Below are 23,730 nucleotides of genomic sequence, written 5' to 3' on the forward strand. Positions count from 1 at the left end.
TTTTTCATATGAAAGTAAAAACATTAGAAAAACCTGCATGATGATGGCATTCGTTTTTAGAAATGAGCCAATGTAAGGGATTCGAAAAGGGCAGGATTTGAGCATAATTGAATAGCTTCTTTCTCATGAAAGAGTGGTTTAGGTGTTTCGTTGTGGTGTAGAACTAGCCTATTAGGTGCAGAGGGAGGATAAAAAAGCCAATTTTTCGTCATGCGCATCTCAAAGGAGACGATGTAAAGTTGATCGTGAATGAAAAGAGGTGCTATCATATGATGAAATGAAATGTAAAAAAACCACAATTCCTGTGAAACATTTCATATGAATATTCGTATCAATGAAGAGAGACAAAAAGGAGGAGAAAAAGATGAATGCGAAAAGATGGGTAGCGTTAATCATTGCACTAGGTGTTTTCGGATTTTCAATTGTGATAAGTGTCACGATGGCCTTGTTCGAAAACTTCAATGACAATAAAATGAGCTATCAATTTGGGGATGAAATAGAAGAAAAGGTACTAGAGGATGGAAGCGGTGCTGGAAAAATTGCGGTTCTTGAGATTAATGGAACCATTCAAGATAATGGCGGCGCATCAAGTCTGTTAGGCGGAGAAGGTTATGATCATCGTGCATTCCTCAAGGAACTAGAAAAAGCGAAAGATGATGCTTCAGTAAAAGGTGTACTGCTGCGCGTCAACTCTCCTGGCGGCGGTGTCTATGAAAGTGCGGAAATACATAAAAAATTAGAAGAAGTGAAAAAAGCGAAGAAGCCGATTTACGTCTCCATGGGCTCAATGGCAGCTTCTGGCGGTTACTACGTATCAACTCCAGCCAAGAAAATCTTTGCTTCACCTGAAACATTAACAGGATCGTTAGGTGTGATCATGCAAAGCTTGAACTATTCAAAGCTGGCGGATAATTTAGGTATTAAATACGAAACAATTAAGAGCGGAAAATTTAAAGACATCATGTCACCAAATCGTGATATGACAAAAGATGAGCGCGACATCATGCAAAGCATGGTTGATAACTCATATGAAGGGTTTGTCAAAGTCATCTCTGAAGGACGCGGCATGTCAAAACAGGACGTCAAGAAAATTGCTGACGGCCGAGTCTATGACGGAACACAGGCGAAATCGAACGGATTAGTCGATGAGCTAGGATATTATGAAGATGCAATCAAAGCAATGAAGAAAAATGAAAAAGGGTTAAAAGGAGCGACAGTGATCAGCTATTCTCAAAGCTTTGGCTGGAACTCTCTCTTCAATATGAGCGCAAGCAAACTCTTTAAAAGTGAAATTGATTTTCTCAATCTAAAAGAAACACTGGCTGGCTCAAACGGGTCTAAACCGATGTATCTCTATTCAAAATAAAGGAGGGATCATAGATGGATTCTACATTCGATGAAGTAACCGAAAGCCGCAGCCAAGAAGAATCGAATCCGGCTCTTGCGAAACGTGCAGTGATTGAAGCACAGGCGTTTGCAGGCTTTTGGATTAGGTTTTGGGCGTTTATTCTTGATTGGCTCGTCGTCTGGGGTGTCAACCATTTGACGGTTTCTCCAATCTTTAGTCTGTTTGGCTGGTCCAAAGGAGGAGGATGGTTTTCTCCATTCTCCGTCACAACGACGATTGTATTCCTGCTTTATTTCGCCATCATGACGAAAATCTTTCAACAAACACTCGGCAAAATGGTGTTTGGGATCAAAGTGGTCTCGCTTCAGCCTGAGAAGAAGCTGGCATGGGATGTCATTTTCTTTAGAGAGATTGTAGGTCGCTACATTAATACGCTCTTTGTTCTCTATGCTGTCGTTGGGTTCTCACCGAAAAAGCAAGGGGTTCATGATTACTTTGCCGATACGGTGGTCGTCCATGAACATTTATATGAAAAAACAGAAGCAAACGTATAATCAGAGGAGTTTGGCCGGGTACCGGTCAAACTCTTTTTTCATGATTGGGTATAAAATCCAGATTGAGAGCCATAATCGTAGAGAAGCATCATTTGTTATGGAGGAAGTGAGCACAGTGCTTTACGTTTGGATCGCAGCTTTTTTGTTCCTTGGGATCTTATTGATCTTCATGAAAGTGACCATTTCACTGGATTATTCACATGCAAATGACAATGACCACCTTGCACTGAAGATCATCACCTTATATGGAATCATCAGACTCAAAAAAGACATTCCGATGGTGAGGGTCAATCCAGAAGATCAAACGATTGATATACGTGAAAAGAAGATGGCGAGCGCCAAAACCCCTAGTCACGAAAAAGAATCCATACATCAAAAAGTGGGAAAACGTGATATGAAGCAAATCCTTCATCAAATGGAGCGCATCACAAAAGAGATCGTCGATTTAAACCGGATCATGCGTAAATTCTTCATTCACATCAGAATTGTATCGTTTCACTGGTCAACATGGATCGGCTTTCATGACGCCGCTTTAACAGGTGTAGCAGCCGGCGGTGTGTGGTCAGTCAAAGGAGCACTGCTTGCCTTTATGCAGGAGCATCTCACCTTTAAGCATAAACCGGTATATGAAGTCATTCCTGCCTTTCAGCATAATGTGTCACAAACCCAGTTTACATGTATAGCTTATTTTCGTATTGGACATGCTATGCTTGCAGCCATTCGTTTACTTGTCCATTGGTTAAAAGGAAGAAAGGCGAGAAAAAATGCCTCTCTTCAAGCAACGAAGAATGAATCATCTGTTTAAGGAGGAACCCGAAAATGGCAGATCATCCAATCCAAGGTCTTATGAAGACAGCGATGGAAAACTTAAAAGAAATGATAGACGTGAATACGATCATCGGCGATCCAGTCGAAACCCCTGACGGCAGTGTCATTCTTACTGTGTCGAAGGTTGGTTTTGGATTTGCAGCCGGCGGCAGTGAATTTAACGGGAACCAAAAGAAAGAAAAACGTTCTGATGATCAAGAACGAAAAGAACCGAGACTCCCATTTGGCGGAGGAAGCGGCGGAGGTGTGTCTATTACACCAATCGCCTTCTTAATTGTCGGAACAAACGGCGTTCGAATGCTTCATTTGGATGAACATACACATCTGCTTGATAAAATATTGGATTCTGCTCCTCAAGCAATTGAACGTCTTCAGCACATGTTTAAGAAGGATGAACGGGAGAACCGTCATAAAGAACGAAAACTAGATGACATAGACCTTTAAAAAGTTAGCTGCGCTGCAGTTAACTTTTTTTTCAAAAGTGACGATTAGGCTTTGCAGTTTTTTGCTTTCTCTACTATGATAGAACCATACATTTGATAAGGGAGGAATTGTTTTGGCATCGATCACATTTAAAGGGAGTTCTGTCACGCTTGTAGGAAATGAAGTGAAAGTAGGCGAGCAGGCTCCAGATTTCACGGTATTAACGAACTCACTAGGGGAAGTTTCACTTTCAGATTTAACAGGAAAAGTGACGATCATCTCAGTGATTCCTTCTATTGATACAGGTGTGTGTGACGCACAAACAAGACGTTTCAATGAAGAGGCAGCCGGTTTAGGTCCGGTCAATATCTATACAATTAGTGCAGACCTTCCATTTGCACAAGCACGCTGGTGCGGAGCAAACGGAATTGAAAATGTCGAAACATTATCTGATCATAGAGATATGTCATTTGGTGAAGCATTCGGAGTATATATGAAAGAATTGCGTTTATTGGCGCGCGCAGTCTTCGTATTAGACCCGAGCGGAAAAGTGGTTTACACTGAATACGTAAGTGAAGCAACGAATCACCCAAATTATGAAAAAGCCATTGAAGCTGCAAAATCACTGTTATAAAAGCAGCATCGACAAGAGCTCCGGCTTCATCCTGGGGCTCTTTTCAATGAGAAGATATAGCTTTTAACAAAGCGAGGAGAGAAAAGCATTGCAGAAAGATCAAGTAAGTACGATTTTCGAGCTGCTCGATACAGCTTCTATTCGATTAAAAAAGGACCAAAGCATTTCCTATATTGAAGCATTGGCTGAAGCAGGAGAAGCCTTTTTCCAAGCAAATGATCGAGACGGTTTACTAAAGGATTTAATAGAGAAAGCAGATTTTGCTTCTTATGATCATGAGCAGATTCGTAAAGCGTTTCAGCTCGCCGTATTGAAAGGACAAAAGGATATTTCCCATCCAAATCGTCAGATGACCCCAGATACGATCGGGCTGTTTGTCAGCTATTTGGTGAATAAATTTTTAGAAGGACAAAAAGAGCTTGTTGTCTTTGATCCAGCAGCGGGAACAGGGAACTTACTGCTTGCTGTCTTAAACAATCTCACTGCAGAAACAAAGCGCGGCTTTGCGTCTGAAATTGATGATGTACTCATTAAAATTGCATGGGCACAGGCAAACTTGGAAGAGAAGGAAGTCGAGCTTTTCCATCAAGACAGCCTTGAGCCGCTTTTGATCTCACCAGTAGATGTCACTGTATGCAGTCTGCCAGTCGGTTATTACCCAAATGATGAGCGTGCAGCAGACTATGATTTGAAGGCAAAAGAAAGACATGCCTTTGCCCATTATTTATTCATTGAACAAAGCCTTCGTTATACGAAAGAAGGCGGCTTCTTATTCTTCATCATTCCAAACGATTTGTTTGAAGGAAAAGAAAGCGTGCAATTAAAGGATTTTATCAAAGATCATGCATATATGAATGCGTTAATTCAGCTCCCGGTCTCCATGTTCAAGGACAAAAAGCACGCCAAAAGCTTGTTTGTGATGCAAAAGAAAAAGGAAGGCTTGGAAGCACCAAAACGGATGCTCTTTGCCAATCTGCCGTCTTTTTCACAGAAGGAAGCCATGGTGGGTGTGATGAGAAAATTAGATCAATGGTTTATTGAAGAAAAAGAAACGAAAGAATAGCCAGAGTGATGTCTGGCTATTTTATTATTCAGAAAATAACGACTTATCGATGTAAGCGGTAACAGTTTGAAGGTGCACTTGAAATGCAAAGTTTTCAATGTTTAAATGAAAAAGTCAGATATTTTTCGGACTTATCGTTAAACTATAAAAGACCCGTCAAACAGGTTGAATATAGCACCGGAAAAAACGTGAAACCTTATATAACAACTGAGTAAAAGGAGCGACAGGAATGTCTAAAATTATTGCAATCAACGCAGGAAGCTCATCTCTTAAATTCCAATTGTTCGACATGCCAGAAGAAACCGTTTTAACAAAAGGCCTTGTTGAAAGAATCGGAATGGACAACAGTATCTTCACGATTTCTGTAGATGGAGAAAAGAAAACAGAAATCACAGATATTCCAGATCATGCAGTAGCGGTCAAAATGCTGCTTGAAAAACTAATTGAATTTAACATCATCAAAGACTTTAATGAAATTGATGGCGTAGGACACCGCGTTGTTCACGGCGGAGAGAAATTCAGCGACTCTGTTCTTTTAACTGATGAAGTCATCAATGACATTGATCAGCTTTCAGAGCTAGCACCACTGCACAACCCTGCAAACGTTGTAGGAATCAAAGCATTCAAACAAATTCTGCCTGACGTACCAGCGATTGCTGTGTTCGATACAGCCTTCCACCAAACAATGCCAGAGCAGTCTTACCTATACAGCCTTCCGTACGACTACTACAAAAACTTTGGTATTCGTAAATACGGATTCCACGGGACAAGCCATAAGTTCGTAACAGAGCGTGCAGCAGAGCTATTAGGCCGTCCTCTTGAAGAGCTTCGTTTGATCTCTTGCCACCTTGGAAATGGTGCAAGTATCGCAGCAGTTGAAGGCGGAAAATCAATCGATACTTCAATGGGCTTCACACCGCTTGCAGGTGTTGCAATGGGTACACGTTCAGGTAACATTGACCCTGCCCTTATTCCATTTATTATGGAGAAAACAGGACATACAGCTGAAGAAGTACTTTCTACTTTGAATAAGAAGAGTGGTCTTTTAGGTGTGTCTGGTCTATCAAGTGACCTTCGTGATATCGAAGAAGCAACAGAAGAAGGAAACGACCGTGCAGAAGTAGCTCTTGATATTTTTGCAAGCCGTATTCATAAATACATCGGTTCTTATGCAGCGAGAATGAATGGTGTAGATGCGATCATCTTCACAGCTGGAATCGGTGAAAACAGTTCAGAAGTAAGAGCACGTGTACTTCGTGGTCTAGAATTCATGGGCGTTTACTGGGATCCTTCTCTTAACAACATGAGAGGCGAAGAAGCATTCATCAGCTACCCGCACTCTCCTGTAAAAGTGATCGTCATCCCAACGAACGAAGAAGTAATGATTGCAAGAGACGTTATGCGCTTAGCGTAATCAAAAATGAAGAAGCTCTTTTCCAATAAGGAAAAGAGCTTTTTTCTGTTAAAAGCAGCATGCTATAATGTTGTCCAATACGAAGCAAAAGGGAGCGGTGTGAAAAATGAGCGTGACAGAACATAAACGTGAGGCGAAAGAGAGGCTTTATGTAAAAGTCATTACAGTCAGTGATACAAGAACGAAAGAAACAGATAAAAGCGGCCGCCTGATGATTGATTTGCTTAGAGAACAGGGACATCTCATTCTTGCATACGATATTGTAAAAGATGACATTGGAGCGATCCAAGACGCTGTGCTAGAGGGAACAAGCGAACCGAAAATAGATGCCGTCTTATTAAACGGGGGGACAGGGATTGCCGCAAGGGATGTCACCATTGAAGCGATCACCCCACTTTTCTCCAAGGAGCTGCCTGGCTTTGGCGAAATCTTCCGCATGCTGAGCTATACAGAAGACATCGGTTCAGCCGCTATCTTGTCCCGGGCAACGGCAGGGGTCGTCAACCAGAAAGCCGTCTTTGCCACACCAGGCTCTACTGGAGCTGTTCGTTTAGCCATGACAAAACTCATGATTCCAGAGCTTCCTCACGTCTTACGAGAGCTTGAAAAGGATCAAAAATAGCCCAAAATGACTCGGCCAAGAAAATTTGGCGGAGTTTTTTTCATAAAGGGGTTGAAAAAACAATTTTTCCTTGTTACAGTGTATACATACTAAATGCATGTTTATAAATAAAAACTTATTTTTATGCAAAAAACATTCACAGAATCAAAACAAGCGAGAGGAGCTTTTCAATCATGTCACAAAATAAAAAAGTCGTATTAGCATATTCCGGAGGTCTTGATACCTCTGTTGCAGTTAAATGGTTACAAGAGCAAGGGTACGAAGTCGTTGCTTGCTGCCTGGATGTAGGTGAAGGAAAAGACTTAGTATTCGTTCAACAAAAAGCACTTCAAGTCGGAGCGGTTCAATCTTACATGATTGACGCAAAAGAAGAATTCGCAGAGGAATTTGCACTGACTGCATTACAAGCACACACCATGTATGAGGGAAAATATCCGCTTGTATCTGCACTATCTCGTCCACTTATTGCAAAAAAATTGGTGGAAGTCGCAGAGAAAGAAAATGCAGTAGCGGTTGCTCACGGATGTACTGGAAAAGGAAACGACCAAGTCCGTTTTGAAGTATCCATTAAAGCGTTGAATCCAGACCTAGAAGTTCTTGCACCAGTGCGTGAGTGGAAATGGTCCCGTGATGAAGAAATCGATTATGCACAAAAGCACGGTATTCCAATTCCGATTAACTTAGACAGTCCATATTCAATCGACCAAAACCTTTGGGGCAGAAGTAACGAGTGCGGCATTTTAGAAGATCCTTGGGCTGCACCGCCAGAAGGAGCATATGATCTAACGACTCCACTTGAAAAAACACCTGACACACCTAAGACCATCGAAATCACGTTTGAAAAAGGAAAACCAACAGCTATTGATGGTATTCAGTATTCATTATCTGATCTCATCCTTCATTTAAATGAAGTCGCTGGTCAGCATGGGGTTGGCAGAATCGATCACGTTGAAAACCGTCTTGTGGGCATCAAATCTCGTGAAGTGTACGAGTGCCCAGGTGCTGTCACACTTCTAAAAGCGCATAAAGAGCTTGAAGATTTAACACTAGTGAAAGAAGTCGCACACTTTAAGCCAATCGTTGAACAAAAAATGGCTGAATTAATATACAACGGATTATGGTTCTCACCGCTTAAAGAAGCATTAGATGCTTTCTTACAAGAAACACAACAGAACGTAACAGGTGTTGTACGTGTGAAACTATTTAAAGGCCATGCCATTGTAGAAGGACGTAAATCACCATATTCACTTTATGATGAAAATCTAGCGACATACACAAAAGCAGATGAATTCGATCATGATGCTGCGGTAGGATTTATTAATCTTTGGGGCTTACCAACAAAAGTAAACAGCATCGTGAATAAAAAGGAGCAGGTTAAAGCATGAAAAAGCTTTGGGGAGGCCGATTTCAAAAAACACCAGAAAAATGGGTCGATGAGTTTGGCGCGTCCATTCATTTCGACAAACAATTAGTCAAAGAAGATCTGACCGGCTCCCTTGCTCATGCAAGTATGCTGAATACATGCGGTATCCTAGACGATGAGGAGTCCGCTGCCATCAAAGATGGACTGAATACGCTCATGAAAAAGGCAGAGGCAGATGAATTGGAATTCTCAGTGGATTATGAGGACATCCATTTAAACCTTGAAAAAATGCTCATTGATGAGATTGGTCCGCTTGGCGGCAAATTGCACACAGCGAGAAGCCGGAATGATCAGGTCGCAACCGATATGCATTTATATTTGAATAACCAAGTAGAGCATATCATTGAACTGATCTCTTCCTTTCAAACAGTGCTTGTGGAAAAAGCAGAACAGCACGTTGAAACGATTTTTCCAGGATATACGCACTTGCAGCGTGCACAGCCTATTTCCTTTGCTCATCATATGCTCGCCTATTTCTGGATGCTTGAGCGTGACAAAGCGCGTTTTCAAGATTCGTTGAAGCGAATTAACGTGTCTCCACTTGGATGCGGAGCGCTAGCAGGAACGACATTTCCGATTGATCGTGAATATACAGCAGAGCTGCTTGGCTTTGATCATATTTACGAAAACAGCCTTGATGGCGTGAGTGATCGGGATTTCATTTTAGAGTTTTTGTCAAACAGCAGCCTTGTGATGATGCATCTCTCACGTCTTTGTGAGGAAATCATTTTATGGTGCTCTCAAGAATTCAAATTCATTGAACTTGATGACACATATGCAACAGGCAGCAGCATGATGCCGCAAAAGAAAAACCCGGATATGGCAGAATTGATCCGCGGGAAAACAGGCCGTGTGTATGGCAATCTGATGGGACTTCTCACCATTATGAAAGGTTTGCCGCTTACGTATAACAAAGACCTGCAAGAAGATAAAGAAGGCATGTTTGATACAGTAAAAACCATTGCTGGCAGCCTGCAAATCTTCACAGGCATGATTCAAACCATGACGGTGAACGAGGATGTCATGAAAAAGGCAACAAAAGAAGATTTCTCAAATGCGACCGAAGTGGCAGACTACCTAGCGAAAAAAGGCATGCCATTCCGTGAAGCACACGAAATCGTTGGCAAGCTTGTGTATACGTGCATTCAAAAAGGCATCTACTTAAGTGATCTTCCGTTTGAAACATTCACAGAAGCGAGCGACCTTTTTGAAGAAGACATTTACACCGTTCTTGATCCGTATGTTGCTGTTGAAAAAAGAACAAGTGCAGGTGGAACTGGATTTAAACAAATTCAGCTCGCTTTAGAAAAAGCAAAAGCCTGCCTAGCGTAACAAGTCAAAAAACCATTCGTATGATGCGGATGGTTTTTTTGCTGTCAGAAAGGAGAATCCTCTTCCTTGGAGAACCTGATAGCAGAAAGGGTTCATAAGTGCGCCAGATGCTGGTTTGTAGTAAAGTAAAGATAAGAAACATGTGAACTTGCAACCTTTGCTTTAGGAGGAGATTGTGTGCGACACGCATTAATAACAGCGGGTTCTAAAGGACTTGGCAGGAAAGTAACCGAGTCTTTACTGAATATGGGGTATTCTGTGACAGTGAATTATCGAAGTGATGATGAAGCTGTCCGGCAGATGAAAGAAGAATTGCAGGAATACGAAGAAAAGCTTCAATTTGTCCAAGGAGATGTGACAAACAAAGAAGATTTAAAAAACATGGTAGAGCTGGCAGCAGAGCGATTTGGGCGGATCGATGCCTTGATTAACAATGCTGGACCTTATATTTTTGAACGTAAGAAACTAGCGGATTACTCTGAAGATGAATGGTATCAAATGATGGAAGGCAACCTATCCGCAGTGTTCCATTTGTTCCGAATGGTCATCCCCATGATGAGAAAACAAGGCTTTGGCCGCATTATCACGTATGGCTTCCAAGGAGCAGACCATGCACCAGGCTGGATGCACAGATCAGCCTTCGGAGCGGCAAAAGTGGGGCTTGCGTCATTGACGAAAACCATTGCGATTGAAGAAGCCGAAAACGGCATCACAGCCAATATGGTTTGCCCAGGCAAAATCGTTGGAGACATGAAAGAATCCACAATAGAAGAAGCACGCCAGATCAAAGACGATGAAACGCCTATTGGCAGGTCTGGTACTGGAGAGGATATAGGGCGCATCATTTCATTTTTATGCGATGACCGCTCAGACCTGATTACAGGGACCGTTATTGAAGCAACAGGTGGTCTTAACGTCATTCACAGACATTAAGTTTTTCAGCTTTTTATACAGGGAATAGATGAAATGAGATCAAATTCGAAAGGTGGATATACTCACATGAAAGCTACATATCACGGACATTCAGTCGTACACATTGAAACAAACGGATACCATATTTGGATTGATCCATTTTTAAATGGAAATAAGCACACAGATATCAAGCCGCAAGATGTCAAAGCGGATGTTATTTTACTGACACATGGGCATGGAGATCACCTCGGTGATACCATTGAAATCGCTAAAAACAATGACGCGCTCGTTGTCGCGCCAAACGAACTTGCCGTTTATTTAAGCTGGCAAGGGGTGAAAACGCACCCGCTTCATATCGGCGGCGGACGTGAGTTTGAATTTGGTAAAGTCAAGCTCACGCAAGCGTTCCATGGTTCAGCTGTCATTGATGAAGATGCAAAAACGATTACGTATACAGGCATGCCATCAGGTATTTTATTTACCGCAGAGGGCAAAACGATTTATCATGCTGGAGACACTGCGCTCTTTTCAGATATGAAGCTGATCGGTGAGCTGAATCATATTGAGCTTGCATTCCTTCCGATCGGTGATAACTTCACGATGGGGCCGGACGATGCAAGAATCGCAGCCGAATGGCTTCGGGCGAAGCAGGTCGTGCCGATTCACTACAGAACATTCCCGCCGATTGAACAGGACCCGCATGCATTTGCAGACAGCCTGCATGGCGGCGTTGGTCATGTGTTAAACAGCGGAGAATCAATTGAGATTTAAGCATCATATCAAAAAGCCAGCATTCCAATGCCGGCTTTTTTTGTTTACGTGTATCGTGCTGAAAAAGACAAATTGCTATTAAAAGCCTCCTGCCCTTATAATGAAACATAGATGAAAACGCTGAAAACAAAAAGGGTGAACGGGATTGGCGACAAAGCATGAACAAATTTTATCGTATATTGATTCATTAGATGTTGGAGAGAAAATTTCTGTCCGGCGTATTGCGAAAGAAATGAAAGTGAGTGAAGGGACCGCTTACCGGGCCATCAAGGATGCTGAAAATAAAGGATTCGTCAGTACCATTGAACGAGTTGGTACCATTCGGATTGAACAGAAGAAAAAAGAAAATATTGAAAAACTGACATATGCGGAAGTGGTCAATGTCATTGACGGACAGGTGCTTGGAGGACGAACGGGCTTACATAAAACATTAAACAAATTTGTCATCGGTGCGATGGAGCTTGATGCGATGATGCGCTACACGGCAGCTGGAAACCTGCTGATTGTCGGAAACCGGATCAATGCACACAGACAAGCATTAGAGGCAGGAGCAGCTGTGCTGGTCACGGGCGGCTTCTCAACAGATGATGAAATCATTCAGCTCGCAGATGAGCTTGAGCTGCCGATCTTATCGACAAGCTACGATACATTTACCGTAGCAGCTCTCATAAACCGAGCCATTTATGACCAACTAATAAAAAAAGAGATTGTGCTTGTGGAAGATATTTTAACGCCGATCGAACGAACGGTGTATTTATCACCAGAGGATAAGCTTGAAAAATGGTATGAAAAGAATTATGAAACTGGCCATGGCCGTTTTCCGGTCGCAGACGACCAAATGAAAATTCACGGAATCCTCACCTCAAAGGATATCGCGGGGCATGACCGCTCTACACCGATTGAAAAGGTGATGACGAAAAATCCACTGACAGTCATTGGAAAAACCTCTGTCGCCTCTGCTGCTCAAATGATGGTATGGGAAGGCATTGAGGTGCTGCCAGTCGTAGATGATTATGCGAAACTAATTGGGATGATCAGTCGTCAGGATGTGCTGAAGGCGCTTCAAATGATTCAAAAGCAGCCGCAGGTCGGCGAAAAACTGGATGATGTTGTCTCAAGAGGGTTTAAAGATACCGATACAGATAAGCCAAAGGCAAATGCGGTGTATCAATATGAGGTCACACCCCAAATGACAAACCAGCTCGGAAACATTTCATATGGAGTGTTCACGCAAATTTTAATTGAATCCGCCAACCGCTTCTTAAAGTCTCATAAAAAAGGGGAGCTGATTGTCGAAAGTCTCTCTGTCTACTTCTTAAAACCGGTTCAAATGGAATCCACGATACAGATCAAGCCGAATATTTTAGAAGTAGGCCGCAAGTTTGGAAAGCTGGAAGTGGAGGTATATCATCAATCGAATATCGTAGGGAAAGCGATGCTGATGGTACAGCTGATGGAGAGAGGATAATCGTAAAAGGGCGATGACGAAAATGACAAAGGGCTAAAATAAACATCATTTTAGCCCTTCTCTCTTATTATGCGTGATCTTTTTCGCCTTCCTTTAAAAAGAGCGGAAGGTAATGCTTGTAGGCTTTATATCCAGCCCACGTACTGCCGATACCGACAGCAACAAAAATAAATCCAATGACAAATGCGAGTGACGAGCGGTTTAAAAATAATTGATTCACACCGAAGAGCAGGACAAAGCAGCCAAGTGCCATACTGGATTTAGCCGACCAGAATTTCTTTTCGACTGGGCGGTTCGTACGGACATTCTTTGCTTTGTAGTATAAATAAAACATGGCAGAACAAATAATAAACACAATCAAAACAAGCATGTGCCAAGCCTCCATTGTAAGTGGTTACAACCCTATTTTAAACGTAAATAGGCTTGCTTACTAGAATAAATTGTCTATTCCTCACTTTTCCGTCAGGATAGATTATGATTTAATAATAAAAAGAGTATCGGATAAGAAGGAGTTTTTATGAAAAAAGAACTGATTAGAACCATATCATTATATGACACCATCATCATTCATAGACATGTAAGACCAGATCCTGATGCGTATGGATCGCAGTGCGGCCTTACGGAAATCTTGCGTGCCACCTATCCAGAAAAAAATATTTATGCGACAGGAACCCCGGAGCCATCCCTTTCATTTTTGTATGAACTTGATGAGGTTCCGGATGACGTGTACAAAGATGCCCTTGTCATTGTCTGTGATACAGCCAATCAAGCAAGAATTGACGATCAGCGCTATTCAATGGGCGATAAGCTGATGAAAATTGACCATCATCCAAATGAAGATCCGTATGGTGATTTGCTTTGGGTGGATACAGAGGCAAGCTCTGTGAGCGAAATGATTTATGAATTGTATTTAGAGGGGAAAGAAGAAGGATATCAGCTGAATACAAAGGCGGCTGAACTCATTTATGCCGGCATTGTAGGAGACACAGGCCGCTTCCTTTTCCCAAACACGACGAAAAAGACGCTCAAATATGCTGGAGAGCTTATTGAATATCCATTTTCATCTTCAGACCTTTTCAATCAATTGTATGAGACGGACTTGAATGTCGTGAAATTAAATGGCTATATTTTTCAACATATTTCTTTGTCAGAGAATGGGGTCGCCTCTGTTTTCATTAAGCGCGATATTTTGGAATCGTTCCAAACAACAGCGCAGCAAGCCTCACAGCTTGTTGGGACACTAGGCAATATTGCAGGGATTAAGGCATGGGTCTTTTTTGTGGAAGAAAACGATCAGATTCGTGTCAGATTCCGTTCTAAAGGGGTCGTCATTAATACCATTGCGAAAAAATATCATGGTGGCGGCCACCCGCTTGCAGCTGGTGCGTCTATTTATGATTGGGCCGTGGCAGATGAGATTTTGCGTGATTTAGAAGAAGTATGTAAATCATCATCATGAGAGAGGGGGGCTTCAAGTCCCCTCTCTCTTTTTTTGTCAGGGAGAAAAGGGTTACTTGCATACAGGGATAAACCAGCAGCCGATGTCAGTTGAATCTTCATAGGCTTGGAGATTTTGATGCTTTAATTCTTTTTTAATTAAATGAGCCATCATTTCTGTCTCAGCATAAGCGCACATACCGTCCTTGATCCGGCTTGCTTTGTCTCGTGCCATTTGACGATAGCTGTAAACCTCCATTGTCCTCACCTCTTTCTGTTTTAGATCTCGTTCTACTTTTAGTGTATAAAAATAATGAGGGAAAAGCGATCATTGAGGGCAGAAATTCATAAAAATTCCACATGATCATTTATTCAGCAAATGAAATGCGCACTTCAAGTGAAAGCTTCGTATAAATCGTCAGCTCTGTCACTTTGGCGCGGTATGCCTTTTCCCGAATGGTATATTCTTTGTTTTCCACCGTCCGTTTTAATAATTCCTTTGTTTTATAGACACTTTCAATATCCTTTGTAATGACCTCTGAGATATCCTCTTTGACCTGATCTTCAAATTTCAGCGTATCTGGCTCTGGGATTTTATATTGCTCACGATTGACGAGATGGACATCTACGCTTTGGATCAGCAGCCGCTGTTTATTATCCTCATTTAACTTATGCAAATCTTCCCGATAGAGTGTGATTTGTTCTTTCAGACTGTCCATATGGTGCTGCTGGCTTCTAAGCTGTGTCACCTGCTTTTCCTGAAAGGTTCCGTATGTAAAGAGGAAAATGAGCCAGCTCACAATCGCGCCAAACATCATCCCTGCAAAAAAACGCTGCCAGCCTGGACGTTTGTACAGCTCCGGCACCCTCATGATGACACATGCTCCTGTGTGAGCCACGTAATAATGAGATAACCTGTTTGCGCACCGCCCATGGCAGAGACAATTAATAAAATCTGCTTGAAAATATCACGCGTGTTCCCTTCGAAAATGCCTCTTTCAAAGCTATAAACGGCATCAAAAGTTCCACCGATAGCTGCGACAAGCGCCCAAATCTTTAAACGGTTGGCAAGACTCGTAATAATGGATAAAGGCGGCTGACCAGATAAATAAGCACCAACACCACCTATGATGGCACCGCCCAAAATGACCCCAAGAGCAATAAAATAACAGCTAATAAAATTCGGAATAAAAGCTTCCTTCACATCCATTGTGTCCACCTCACTCTATTCAATATATGGTGTGTGCGGGACAAGTATGAACGGACAGAAAAGAAAGAACGTTTGTTTCTCACCGCATCGCGTTTTATAATGAAAGAATGACTTTAGACGAAAGGAGTGGATTAAGCATGTCTTATGTTCATCTTCAGGTCCACAGTGGATACAGCTTATTAAGCAGTGCGGCAAAAGTAAAGGAGCTCGTGCTGAAAGCGAAAGAACTTGGCTGCAAGGCGCTCGCTCTTACCGATGACCATGTGATGTATGGAACGGTTGAATTTTATAAGGAATGTAAAAAACATGGCATCAAGCCGGTCATCGGTTTAACAGCTTCTGTCTTCATAGATGAACAAGAGACAGAGGCTTATCCCTTGGTACTCCTTGCCAAAAACAATGAAGGCTATCAAAACTTGATCAAAATCAGCAGTGTGCTGAAATCAAAATCAAAAGCTGGACTGAAAGAAAAATGGCTGAAAAGCTATCACCGCGGGCTCATTGCCATTACGCCAGGCGCTTCCGGCTACATTGAAACGCTGCTTCAGCATGATCAGATAGAAGAAGCGCATGATGCGGCGAAACAATTGAAAGATATTTTCGGTGAGGGACATGTGTACATCGCACTTCAGCCATTTCAGCAAGACGAATCGCTTGCCGGTAAACTCAGGGACGTCTCAAAAAGTGCGGAGATTCCTCTTGTTGCGACGGGAGATGTCCACTATATCAATCGAGAAGACAAAACCGCCTATACGTGTTTAAAAGCCATTAAAGCAGGGCAGCAGCTGTCAGAGATTGAGGAAGACCGAGGAGAAAAGCATTTCAGAACCCTTGAAGAAATGAAGGAATGGTATGCGCAAGATGAGGAGCTGCTGACAAGAACGGTGGAGATCGCAGACCGCTGTGAAGTCGATTTAAATCTTGGGCAGACAAAACTCCCTTCCTATCCGACTCCTGATCAATCAACAGCAGATCAGTTTTTACGCAGAGTGTGCGCAGAAGGGATGAAGAAAAGAAAGATTGCTTCAAATGATACGTATGTGAAAAGACTTGAGTACGAACTGAGCATTATCCAAAAAATGAATTTCAGTGATTATTTTCTCATCGTGTGGGATTTTATGAAGTATGCCCATGATCAAGGCATTGTCACAGGGCCAGGACGTGGATCGGCAGCAGGGTCACTTGTTGCGTATGTATTGTTTATTACAGATGTTGATCCGCTCCGTCACGGTCTGTTGTTTGAGCGTTTCTTAAATCCTGAGCGAATCAGTATGCCAGATATTGATATTGATTTCCCCGATACGAGAAGAGATGAAATCATTTCTTATGTAAAAGACAAATACGGAGACATGCATGTGGCACAAATTGTCACGTTTGGAACACTTGCAGCAAAGGCGGCCTTAAGAGATGTTGGACGTGTGATGGGGATTGATTCAAAGGCAGCGGACCGTCTTGCAAAGCTGATTCCGTCAAAGCCAGGAACGACGCTGAAAGAAGCGGTGACTGCATCCCCTGAATTAAAAACGATGCTCCAGCAATCCGAGGAGCTTCGAAAGGTCTTTCAAACCGCTTTAAAGGTTGAAGGCTTGCCAAGACATACCTCGACACATGCAGCCGGCGTTGTGCTGAGCGAGGAGCCGCTGACAGAGGTCGTTCCAATTCAAGACGGCCATGATGGTGTGTATTTAACGCAGTATGCGATGAATTATTTAGAAGATCTCGGACTTTTAAAGATGGATTTCTTAGGACTAAGAAACTTAACCTTAATTGAATCCATTAAAAACCAGATTGAAAGACAGGAAAACGTCCACATTAACTTTAGTGACATTTCATATGAAGATCAGAAAACATTTGAATTGTTATCAGCGGGAGATACAACTGGGATTTTCCAGCTTGAATCACAAGGAATGCGTCAGGTGCTGAGACGCCTGAAGCCCTCTAGTTTAGAAGACATCGTGGCGGTCAATGCCCTCTACCGCCCAGGTCCCATGGAGAATATCCCGCTCTTTATCGACCGAAAGCACGGCAGAGTCAAGGTCTCTTATCCGCATCCTGATTTGTATGACATTTTAAAGGACACATATGGGGTCATCGTCTATCAGGAGCAAATCATGCTGATTGCAGCGAAGATGGCAGGCTTTCAGCTGGGCGAGGCAGATCTATTAAGAAGAGCAGTTTCGAAGAAGGATAAAAAGGTCCTTGATGAAGAGCGAAGCCATTTTGTTGAAGGATGCCTAAAAAAGGAGTATCCTGTTAACATTGCAAATGACGTTTATGACTTAATCGTCAAATTTGCAAACTATGGTTTTAATAGAAGCCATGCTGTTGCATATAGCATGATTGGCTTTCAGCTTGCTTACTTAAAAGCGCATTATCCGTTATATTTTATGTGCGGACTTTTAACGAGTGTGATTGGAAATGAAGACAAAGTCGCTCAATATTTCTATGAGGCAAAGGAAAAAGGGATATCTGTGTTGAAGCCTTCTATTAATAAGAGTGAATTTCCATTTACGGTTGAAAAAGGGGAGATCCGCTACAGCTTAAGAGCGATCAAAAATGTCGGAGTGTCAGCTGTAAAGGATATATACAGGGCAAGACAGGAAAAGCCGTTTGAAGATTTATTTGATTTTTGCGCAAGAGTATCAGCAAAGAATGTCAACCGAAAAACGATTGAAGCGCTCATTTTTTCAGGGGCGATGGATGAGCTTTATCCAAATCGTGCTTCGTTATTGGCATCAATAGATATTGCATTAGACCACGTGTCATTTTTAAATCCAGATGATCAACTGGACTTTCTGGGGGATACAACCTTCTCCATTAAGCCAAAATATGCGGAGATAGAAGAACTGCCGCTTGTCGATCTCCTGCAATTTGAAAAAGAGGCACTTGGGTTATATTTATCAAATCATCCTGTACAAACGTACCGAGATCGCTTAAGAGAGAATGGTGCAGTGGAAATCATCAGACTTTCTTCCTATATAAAGCGAAAGGTCTCAATGGGTGGTCTTTTGACAAAAGTGAAATCGATTCGAACAAAAAATGGACAATCGATGGCATTTGTCACATTTGGGGATGAAACGGGAGAAATGGAAGGCGTCGTCTTTCCAGAGCAATTTAGAAAGCTGTCCCCCTTACTTGAGGAGGGCGCCATGCTTTATGTTGAAGGCAGAATAGATGTCAGAAATGACAGCAGCCAAATCATCGTGCAAGAAGCCGTTCTGCTTGAAGAGATGGGCACACAAAGAAAAGAGTCTGTCTACATTCGGGTGAAAGAAGAAAACCATACGCAGGAACTGCTAGAGCAAGTAAAGCGGGTGATCTCGATGCACAGCGGAGAAGCAGATGTCTATTTGTATTATGAGAAGCAAAAAAAGACAGTGAGACTTCCAGATACATACAAGGTTCATGCAGATCATGCTGTGATTTTCCAGTTAAAAGAGCTGCTTGGTGAACAAAACGTTGTGATTAAATGATGACAAATCACCTGAATATGTTTTACAAATTCACCTATTGTGTTATCATTTTAAAGATTCTGTGTATTTAAAACTGCCAGTATGTGCTTATCAACTTAGCAATTCATTAAATCATTTTCCACTTGAAGGAGTGTTCATCACATGTCATTAAGAGAAGAAGCATTACATATGCACAAAGAGAATCAAGGCAAACTCGAATCAAAATCAAAAGTACAAGTGAAAAATGCAAAAGACTTGAGCTTGGCTTACTCACCTGGTGTTGCAGAACCATGTAAAGATATTTATGACGACACAAGCAAAGTGTATGATTATACAATGAAAGGCAATATGGTCGCTGTTGTCACAGACGGAAGCGCTGTTTTAGGGCTTGGTAATATTGGGGCAGAAGCATCTCTACCAGTAATGGAAGGAAAAGCTGTATTATTCAAAAGCTTCGCGGGCGTTGATGCCTTCCCAATCGCGCTTGCGACAAACGATGTAGACAAAATCGTTGAAACAGTAAAGCTTCTTGAGCCAACGTTTGGCGGTGTCAACCTTGAAGATATTGCAGCTCCAAACTGCTTCATTATCGAAGAGCGCTTGAAAAAAGAGACAAACATTCCAGTGTTCCACGATGATCAGCACGGAACAGCGATTGTCACAGTAGCAGGACTTGTAAATGCCCTGAAACTGTCTGGAAAATCAATGTCCTCCATCAAAGTGGTGGCAAACGGCGCTGGAGCAGCGGGAATTGCGATTATCAAGCTTCTATATCATTTCGGTGTACGTGATATCATCATGTGCGATACAAAAGGCGCAATTTACGAAGGCCGCCCGAACGGTATGAATACAGTGAAAAATGAAGTCGCTAAATTCACGAACCAAGACCGTAAAGAAGGTTCATTAGAAGAAGTCATTGAAGGCGCAGACGTCTTTATCGGGGTTTCAGTAGCAGGCGCTTTAACAAAAGAAATGGTTGGAAAAATGGCAAAAGATCCTGTCATCTTCGCTATGGCGAATCCAAATCCAGAGATCATGCCAGAAGATGCACATGCAGCAGGTGCGAGTGTTGTAGGAACTGGCCGTTCTGACTTCCCGAACCAAGTGAACAACGTACTGGCATTCCCAGGAATTTTCCGCGGAGCATTAGATGTACGTGCAACTCACATTAACGAAGAAATGAAAATTGCAGCCGTTGAAGCGATTGCTTCTCTTGTTTCAGATGAGAAATTGTCAGCTGAATACGTCATCCCTGAACCATTTGATGCACGTGTAGCACCAGCGGTAGCAAAAGCGGTAGCAAAAGCAGCAATGGAAACTGGCGTTGCAAGAATCAAAGTCGATCCAGAAGCAGTCGCTGAAAAAACAAGAAAATTAACGATTATCGGCGAATAATCAATTGGAAAAGTGTGCACGTTCTTTCTGAAATTGGAGGAAAGACGTGCACCATTTCCTCTCTTACGCGAAAATTTTTTCATCCGGAATGATATTTTTTTGTAGACGTTCACAATTCACATATATCAACTGCTCAGCGCCCCAAACACATACTCATTTCTCATCAATTCCCCATTGAAAAAATTGAATGAAGGATGACAGCGTTTGACAAAAAAAGTACAATAGTTTCGGTACAGTTATGACATGTCCTATAATAGTGGATGTGCGTGTAAAGAAAAAACCCTTCAAAAAGGGAGGTAGTCATTTGTCAATCAAAAATATTTTCAGTAAAAAGAAAAAATATGCATCTGTACCCTCTGAACAGGCAAGCCAAGATGTGCCTGAAGGCATCATGACCAAATGTCCGCAATGTAAAAAAATAATGCTCACCAAAGAATTAGATAAAAATTTACGTGTTTGCATGAATTGCGGCAGACATTTGCAAATGAATGCAAAGCAGCGTATTGATAGCCTTGTAGACGAAGGCACATTTGAAGAATTTAACGGGCATCTGATCTCAGAAAACCCGCTCGGATTCCCAGGCTACGAAGAAAAGCTTGAGAAAGACAGAGAAAAAACGTCTTTGAATGAAGCCATTGTCACAGGTCAAGGTGAAATTGAAGGCCAGCGTGCTGTGATCGCTGTCATGGATGCCACGTTCCGTATGGGCAGCATGGGCTCGGTTGTTGGTGAGAAGATCACACTGGCGATTGAGAAAGCAAAAGCGGACAAGGTGCCATTTATCATCTTTACTGCATCGGGCGGAGCGAGAATGCAAGAGGGGATCCTCAGTCTCATGCAGATGGCAAAAACAAGCTCAGCATTAAAACTGTTCAGCGAGGACCAAGGTTTGATTATCTCTGTGATGACCAACCCGACAACTGGCGGTGTATCAGCTAGTTTCGCGTCTCTTGGTGATTACAACTTTGCAGAACCTGGTGCTTTAATTGGGTTTGCAGGCCGTAGAATCATTGAACAAACAATCCGTGAAGACCTGCCAGAGGACTTCCAAACGGCTGAATTTTTAATGAAGCATGGACAGCTGGATGCTGTCATTCATCGTGCAGAGATGAAAGAAACACTAGGCCGAATCTTAGCATTACACAGCACAGGAGGTGAACGAGAGTGGCTGGAGAACTAGAATTTGAAAAACCTGTCATTGAACTTCGAGCGAAAATTGATGAACTGAAAAAGTTCACTCAAAACTCAGAAATGGATTTAAGTGCAGAAATTGAGCGCCTTGAAACACGTCTGAGCAAGCTTGAAGCAGACATTTATACAAATTTAAAGCCGTGGGACAGAGTGCAAATTGCTCGTCATGCGATGCGTCCAACAACTCTCGATTACATTCAAGAGCTGTTTGACAACTTTTTCGAATGTCATGGTGACCGTTTCTATGGTGATGATGAAGCCATTGTTGGAGGAATTGCCACGTTTAAAGGGCTTCCTGTCACAGTCATTGGCCATCAGCGCGGAAAAGACACAAAAGAAAACTTGCGCCGTAATTTCGGAATGCCTCATCCAGAAGGCTACCGTAAAGCGCTGCGCTTGATGAAACAAGCAGATAAATTTAATCGCCCGATCATTTGCTTTATTGATACAAAAGGAGCTTATCCTGGGAAAGCAGCTGAAGAACGCGGACAAAGTGAAGCAATTGCGAAAAACCTATTCGAAATGGCAGGACTTCGTGTACCGGTTGTCTGTATTGTCATCGGAGAAGGCGGAAGTGGCGGCGCACTAGGCTTAGGCGTAGGAAACCACCTATACATGCTAGAGAATTCAACGTATTCAGTGATTTCACCTGAAGGTGCAGCAGCACTGCTCTGGAAGGACTCATCACTTGCGAAAAAAGCTGCAGAGACAATGAAAATTACCGCTCCAGACCTAAAAGAATTAGATATTATAGATGATGTTATTAAAGAAGTGCAAGGTGGAGCACATCGAGACGTGAAACAACAAGCAGCCTACATTAAAAAAACATTAAAACAGTCACTTACATCTTTGCTCAAACTAACACCTGAAGAACTAGTCGAACAAAGATATCAAAAATACAAAGCAATCGGGAAAGTATCGGTTGAAAATCAATATATTGGGGTAAACTAAATAAACGTACAGCCTTTTTGGCTGGCGTTTATTTTTTTCATCCTTTTTCATGAAAACCGTCCTCATGTAAGCGCTATTTGAAAATAATTTTCTTTTGTTTTCATAAAATTTGAAACGTCTGAAAACCTTGATATGATAAGCTTTAGAAGGATCGATCTTCCTCGTTTTTGAAAGAATTGCTTTCATGACTTTCTTAACTTTTGTTTAAAAACGGTTTATTTAATTGTATAATAAGTACGGTTTTAGAAATACGTATTGAAAACATCCGGTTTTGCTCATGATTGTTTTCAAGCAGTGGAAATGGTATGTTTAATTCATATATGGTCTCTGAGGTGAAAAAGATGAAGCGTATAGGAGTTTTAACGAGCGGTGGGGATTCCCCAGGAATGAATGCAGCTGTGCGCGCAGTTGTAAGGAAAGCGATTTACCATAATGTTGAAGTTTACGGTATTTATAATGGATATTCAGGTCTAATTAACGGTAAAATTGAGAAACTTGAAATAGGTTCAGTTGGCGATATCATTCATCGTGGAGGAACAAAACTTTACACGGCAAGATGCCCTGAATTCAAGACAGTTGAAGGTCGTGAAAAAGGCATTGAGAACTTAAAAAAATTCGGTATTGAAGGACTTGTTGTGATCGGCGGAGACGGTTCATTCATGGGAGCGAAGAAATTAACTGAGCTCGGTTTTCCATGTGTAGGTGTCCCGGGTACAATCGACAACGATATCCCAGGTACTGATTTCACTATTGGCTTTGATACAGCACTGAATACAGTCATTGACGCCATTGATAAAATTCGTGATACAGCCACATCTCATGAACGTACATACGTAGTGGAAGTAATGGGAAGACATGCTGGTGATATTGCTCTTTGGTCAGGTCTTGCAGGCGGAGCTGAATCTATTTTGATTCCTGAAGCAGACTATGACATGGATGAAATTATTGCGAGGTTAAGAAGAGGGCACGAGCGCGGCAAGAAGCACAGTATCATTATCGTCGCAGAAGGCGTAGGCAGCGGTGTTGAATTTGGTAAGCGGATTGAAGAGGAGACAAGCCTTGAAACCCGTGTATCTGTCTTAGGACATATTCAGCGCGGAGGTTCTCCAAGCGCATTTGACCGAGTACTGGCAAGCCGTTTAGGAGCATACGCAGTAGAACTTCTTCTTGAAGGAAAAGGCGGTCGCTGTGTGGGCATTCAAAGCAACGAACTCGTTCATCACGATATTTTAGATATCTTAGATAAAAAACATACAGTCGATCAAAATATGTACCGACTTTCACAAGAGCTCTCTATATAAA

23 protein-coding genes are annotated in these 23,730 nt (G+C 42.2%); 19 read left to right on the forward strand and 4 right to left on the reverse strand.

The window, feature by feature from the left end; all coding sequences use genetic code 11:
* Positions 1-364 precede the first annotated feature (364 nt).
* From sppA to ACSSTM_RS17365, 13 genes are all read left to right on the forward strand, one after another.
* Positions 365-1,366, forward strand: coding sequence for a signal peptide peptidase SppA (sppA, locus tag ACSSTM_RS17305; RefSeq protein ID WP_060596993.1), 1,002 nt, complete (start codon positions 365-367; stop codon positions 1,364-1,366).
* A gap of 14 nt (positions 1,367-1,380) precedes the next feature.
* Entirely contained in the window at positions 1,381-1,902 is a 522-nt protein-coding gene (locus tag ACSSTM_RS17310) for an RDD family protein (protein ID WP_034661878.1), read from the forward strand.
* Between the two features lie 115 nt (positions 1,903-2,017).
* Positions 2,018-2,707, forward strand: coding sequence for a DUF2953 domain-containing protein (locus tag ACSSTM_RS17315; protein ID WP_223249898.1), 690 nt, complete (start codon positions 2,018-2,020; stop codon positions 2,705-2,707).
* Positions 2,708-2,721: 14 nt separating this feature from the next.
* Positions 2,722-3,174: a GerW family sporulation protein gene (gene ytfJ / locus ACSSTM_RS17320; RefSeq protein WP_003216488.1), complete on the forward strand. Its 453-nt coding sequence runs from the start codon at positions 2,722-2,724 to the stop codon at positions 3,172-3,174.
* 112 nt (positions 3,175-3,286) lie between these two features.
* Positions 3,287-3,787, forward strand: coding sequence for a thiol peroxidase (tpx, locus tag ACSSTM_RS17325; protein ID WP_034321005.1), 501 nt, complete (start codon positions 3,287-3,289; stop codon positions 3,785-3,787).
* Between the two features lie 88 nt (positions 3,788-3,875).
* The gene (locus tag ACSSTM_RS17330; RefSeq protein ID WP_437404261.1) at positions 3,876-4,850 is read left to right on the forward strand and encodes a class I SAM-dependent methyltransferase; all 975 of its coding nucleotides are present in this window, start codon (positions 3,876-3,878) and stop codon (positions 4,848-4,850) included.
* A gap of 229 nt (positions 4,851-5,079) precedes the next feature.
* Positions 5,080-6,264, forward strand: a complete 1,185-nt coding sequence (locus tag ACSSTM_RS17335) for an acetate kinase (RefSeq protein ID WP_034661872.1) — start codon at positions 5,080-5,082, stop codon at positions 6,262-6,264.
* A gap of 106 nt (positions 6,265-6,370) precedes the next feature.
* Positions 6,371-6,886, forward strand: coding sequence for a MogA/MoaB family molybdenum cofactor biosynthesis protein (locus ACSSTM_RS17340; RefSeq protein ID WP_034661870.1), 516 nt, complete (start codon positions 6,371-6,373; stop codon positions 6,884-6,886).
* 173 nt (positions 6,887-7,059) lie between these two features.
* Positions 7,060-8,271, forward strand: coding sequence for an argininosuccinate synthase (locus ACSSTM_RS17345; protein ID WP_437404262.1), 1,212 nt, complete (start codon positions 7,060-7,062; stop codon positions 8,269-8,271).
* Positions 8,268-9,641: an argininosuccinate lyase gene (gene argH / locus ACSSTM_RS17350; protein WP_437404263.1), complete on the forward strand. Its 1,374-nt coding sequence runs from the start codon at positions 8,268-8,270 to the stop codon at positions 9,639-9,641. The genes ACSSTM_RS17345 and argH overlap by 4 nt, the downstream gene beginning before the upstream one ends.
* A 177-nt stretch (positions 9,642-9,818) precedes the next feature.
* Entirely contained in the window at positions 9,819-10,574 is a 756-nt protein-coding gene (locus ACSSTM_RS17355; protein WP_008343153.1) for an SDR family oxidoreductase, read from the forward strand.
* Positions 10,575-10,640: 66 nt separating this feature from the next.
* On the forward strand, positions 10,641-11,324 hold the full coding sequence (locus tag ACSSTM_RS17360; protein WP_106042636.1) for a metal-dependent hydrolase: 684 nt from the start codon (positions 10,641-10,643) through the stop codon (positions 11,322-11,324).
* Between the two features lie 145 nt (positions 11,325-11,469).
* The gene (locus ACSSTM_RS17365; RefSeq protein WP_034661859.1) at positions 11,470-12,792 is read left to right on the forward strand and encodes a CBS domain-containing protein; all 1,323 of its coding nucleotides are present in this window, start codon (positions 11,470-11,472) and stop codon (positions 12,790-12,792) included.
* A gap of 67 nt (positions 12,793-12,859) precedes the next feature.
* Here the strand turns inward: ACSSTM_RS17365 and ACSSTM_RS17370 are convergent, their stop codons facing one another.
* Complete coding sequence (locus ACSSTM_RS17370; RefSeq protein ID WP_003216665.1) at positions 12,860-13,162, reverse strand: YtpI family protein; 303 nt, start codon at positions 13,160-13,162, stop codon at positions 12,860-12,862.
* A 147-nt stretch (positions 13,163-13,309) separates the two neighbouring features.
* On the opposite strand from ACSSTM_RS17370, the gene ACSSTM_RS17375 reads away from it, so the two are divergent.
* Positions 13,310-14,251 (forward strand): DHH family phosphoesterase, encoded by a 942-nt coding sequence (locus ACSSTM_RS17375; RefSeq protein ID WP_034661858.1) that lies wholly within the window; start codon positions 13,310-13,312, stop codon positions 14,249-14,251.
* 51 nt (positions 14,252-14,302) lie between these two features.
* Here ACSSTM_RS17375 and ACSSTM_RS17380 read toward each other — a convergent pair whose 3' ends face one another.
* From ACSSTM_RS17380 to ACSSTM_RS17390, 3 genes are all read right to left on the reverse strand, one after another.
* Positions 14,303-14,488, reverse strand: a complete 186-nt coding sequence (locus tag ACSSTM_RS17380; protein ID WP_003216400.1) for a hypothetical protein — start codon at positions 14,486-14,488, stop codon at positions 14,303-14,305.
* 109 nt (positions 14,489-14,597) lie between these two features.
* Complete coding sequence (gene ytrI, locus ACSSTM_RS17385; RefSeq protein ID WP_034661857.1) at positions 14,598-15,101, reverse strand: sporulation membrane protein YtrI; 504 nt, start codon at positions 15,099-15,101, stop codon at positions 14,598-14,600.
* Positions 15,098-15,439, reverse strand: coding sequence for a YtrH family sporulation protein (locus ACSSTM_RS17390; protein WP_034661856.1), 342 nt, complete (start codon positions 15,437-15,439; stop codon positions 15,098-15,100). The genes ytrI and ACSSTM_RS17390 overlap by 4 nt, the downstream gene beginning before the upstream one ends.
* Before the next feature lie 137 nt (positions 15,440-15,576).
* Between ACSSTM_RS17390 and dnaE the strand changes: the two genes are divergently transcribed.
* The 5 genes from dnaE (at position 15,577) to pfkA (ending at position 23,729) form a co-directional block, all read left to right on the forward strand.
* A complete protein-coding gene (dnaE, locus tag ACSSTM_RS17395) occupies positions 15,577-18,912 on the forward strand; it encodes a DNA polymerase III subunit alpha (RefSeq protein WP_437404264.1) in 3,336 nt (1,111 codons plus the stop codon).
* A gap of 141 nt (positions 18,913-19,053) precedes the next feature.
* Positions 19,054-20,286 carry an NAD(P)-dependent malic enzyme gene (locus ACSSTM_RS17400; protein ID WP_034661854.1) on the forward strand — a complete coding sequence of 411 codons (1,233 nt, stop codon included), beginning with the start codon at positions 19,054-19,056 and terminating at the stop codon, positions 20,284-20,286.
* 304 nt (positions 20,287-20,590) lie between these two features.
* The gene (accD, locus tag ACSSTM_RS17405; RefSeq protein WP_034661853.1) at positions 20,591-21,466 is read left to right on the forward strand and encodes an acetyl-CoA carboxylase, carboxyltransferase subunit beta; all 876 of its coding nucleotides are present in this window, start codon (positions 20,591-20,593) and stop codon (positions 21,464-21,466) included.
* Complete coding sequence (accA, locus tag ACSSTM_RS17410) at positions 21,451-22,428, forward strand: acetyl-CoA carboxylase carboxyl transferase subunit alpha (protein ID WP_034661852.1); 978 nt, start codon at positions 21,451-21,453, stop codon at positions 22,426-22,428. The genes accD and accA overlap by 16 nt, the downstream gene beginning before the upstream one ends.
* Before the next feature lie 341 nt (positions 22,429-22,769).
* The gene (pfkA, locus tag ACSSTM_RS17415; RefSeq protein WP_012010865.1) at positions 22,770-23,729 is read left to right on the forward strand and encodes a 6-phosphofructokinase; all 960 of its coding nucleotides are present in this window, start codon (positions 22,770-22,772) and stop codon (positions 23,727-23,729) included.
* Position 23,730: the final 1 nt, after the last annotated feature.

Origin of the sequence: Bacillus sp. RK1064 (assembly GCF_051488405.1) — a bacterium.
Lineage (GTDB): Bacteria > Bacillota > Bacilli > Bacillales > Bacillaceae > Bacillus.

What these genes read in the sequence shown, in the direction of transcription:
- dnaE (WP_437404264.1), top strand. Translation starts at nt 15,577, where the DNA reads ATGTCTTATGTTCATCTTCAGGTCCACAGTGGATACAGCTTATTAAGC.
- ACSSTM_RS17390 (WP_034661856.1), bottom strand. Translation starts at nt 15,439, where the DNA reads ATGGATGTGAAGGAAGCTTTTATTCCGAATTTTATTAGCTGTTATTTT.
- ytfJ (WP_003216488.1), top strand. Translation starts at nt 2,722, where the DNA reads ATGGCAGATCATCCAATCCAAGGTCTTATGAAGACAGCGATGGAAAAC.
- sppA (WP_060596993.1), top strand. Translation starts at nt 365, where the DNA reads ATGAATGCGAAAAGATGGGTAGCGTTAATCATTGCACTAGGTGTTTTC.
- ACSSTM_RS17340 (WP_034661870.1), top strand. Translation starts at nt 6,371, where the DNA reads ATGAGCGTGACAGAACATAAACGTGAGGCGAAAGAGAGGCTTTATGTA.
- argH (WP_437404263.1), top strand. Translation starts at nt 8,268, where the DNA reads ATGAAAAAGCTTTGGGGAGGCCGATTTCAAAAAACACCAGAAAAATGG.
- ACSSTM_RS17375 (WP_034661858.1), top strand. Translation starts at nt 13,310, where the DNA reads ATGAAAAAAGAACTGATTAGAACCATATCATTATATGACACCATCATC.
- ACSSTM_RS17400 (WP_034661854.1), top strand. Translation starts at nt 19,054, where the DNA reads ATGTCATTAAGAGAAGAAGCATTACATATGCACAAAGAGAATCAAGGC.
- ACSSTM_RS17360 (WP_106042636.1), top strand. Translation starts at nt 10,641, where the DNA reads ATGAAAGCTACATATCACGGACATTCAGTCGTACACATTGAAACAAAC.
- pfkA (WP_012010865.1), top strand. Translation starts at nt 22,770, where the DNA reads ATGAAGCGTATAGGAGTTTTAACGAGCGGTGGGGATTCCCCAGGAATG.
- ACSSTM_RS17370 (WP_003216665.1), bottom strand. Translation starts at nt 13,162, where the DNA reads ATGCTTGTTTTGATTGTGTTTATTATTTGTTCTGCCATGTTTTATTTA.
- ACSSTM_RS17310 (WP_034661878.1), top strand. Translation starts at nt 1,381, where the DNA reads ATGGATTCTACATTCGATGAAGTAACCGAAAGCCGCAGCCAAGAAGAA.
- ACSSTM_RS17380 (WP_003216400.1), bottom strand. Translation starts at nt 14,488, where the DNA reads ATGGAGGTTTACAGCTATCGTCAAATGGCACGAGACAAAGCAAGCCGG.
- ACSSTM_RS17335 (WP_034661872.1), top strand. Translation starts at nt 5,080, where the DNA reads ATGTCTAAAATTATTGCAATCAACGCAGGAAGCTCATCTCTTAAATTC.
- ytrI (WP_034661857.1), bottom strand. Translation starts at nt 15,101, where the DNA reads ATGAGGGTGCCGGAGCTGTACAAACGTCCAGGCTGGCAGCGTTTTTTT.
- ACSSTM_RS17345 (WP_437404262.1), top strand. Translation starts at nt 7,060, where the DNA reads ATGTCACAAAATAAAAAAGTCGTATTAGCATATTCCGGAGGTCTTGAT.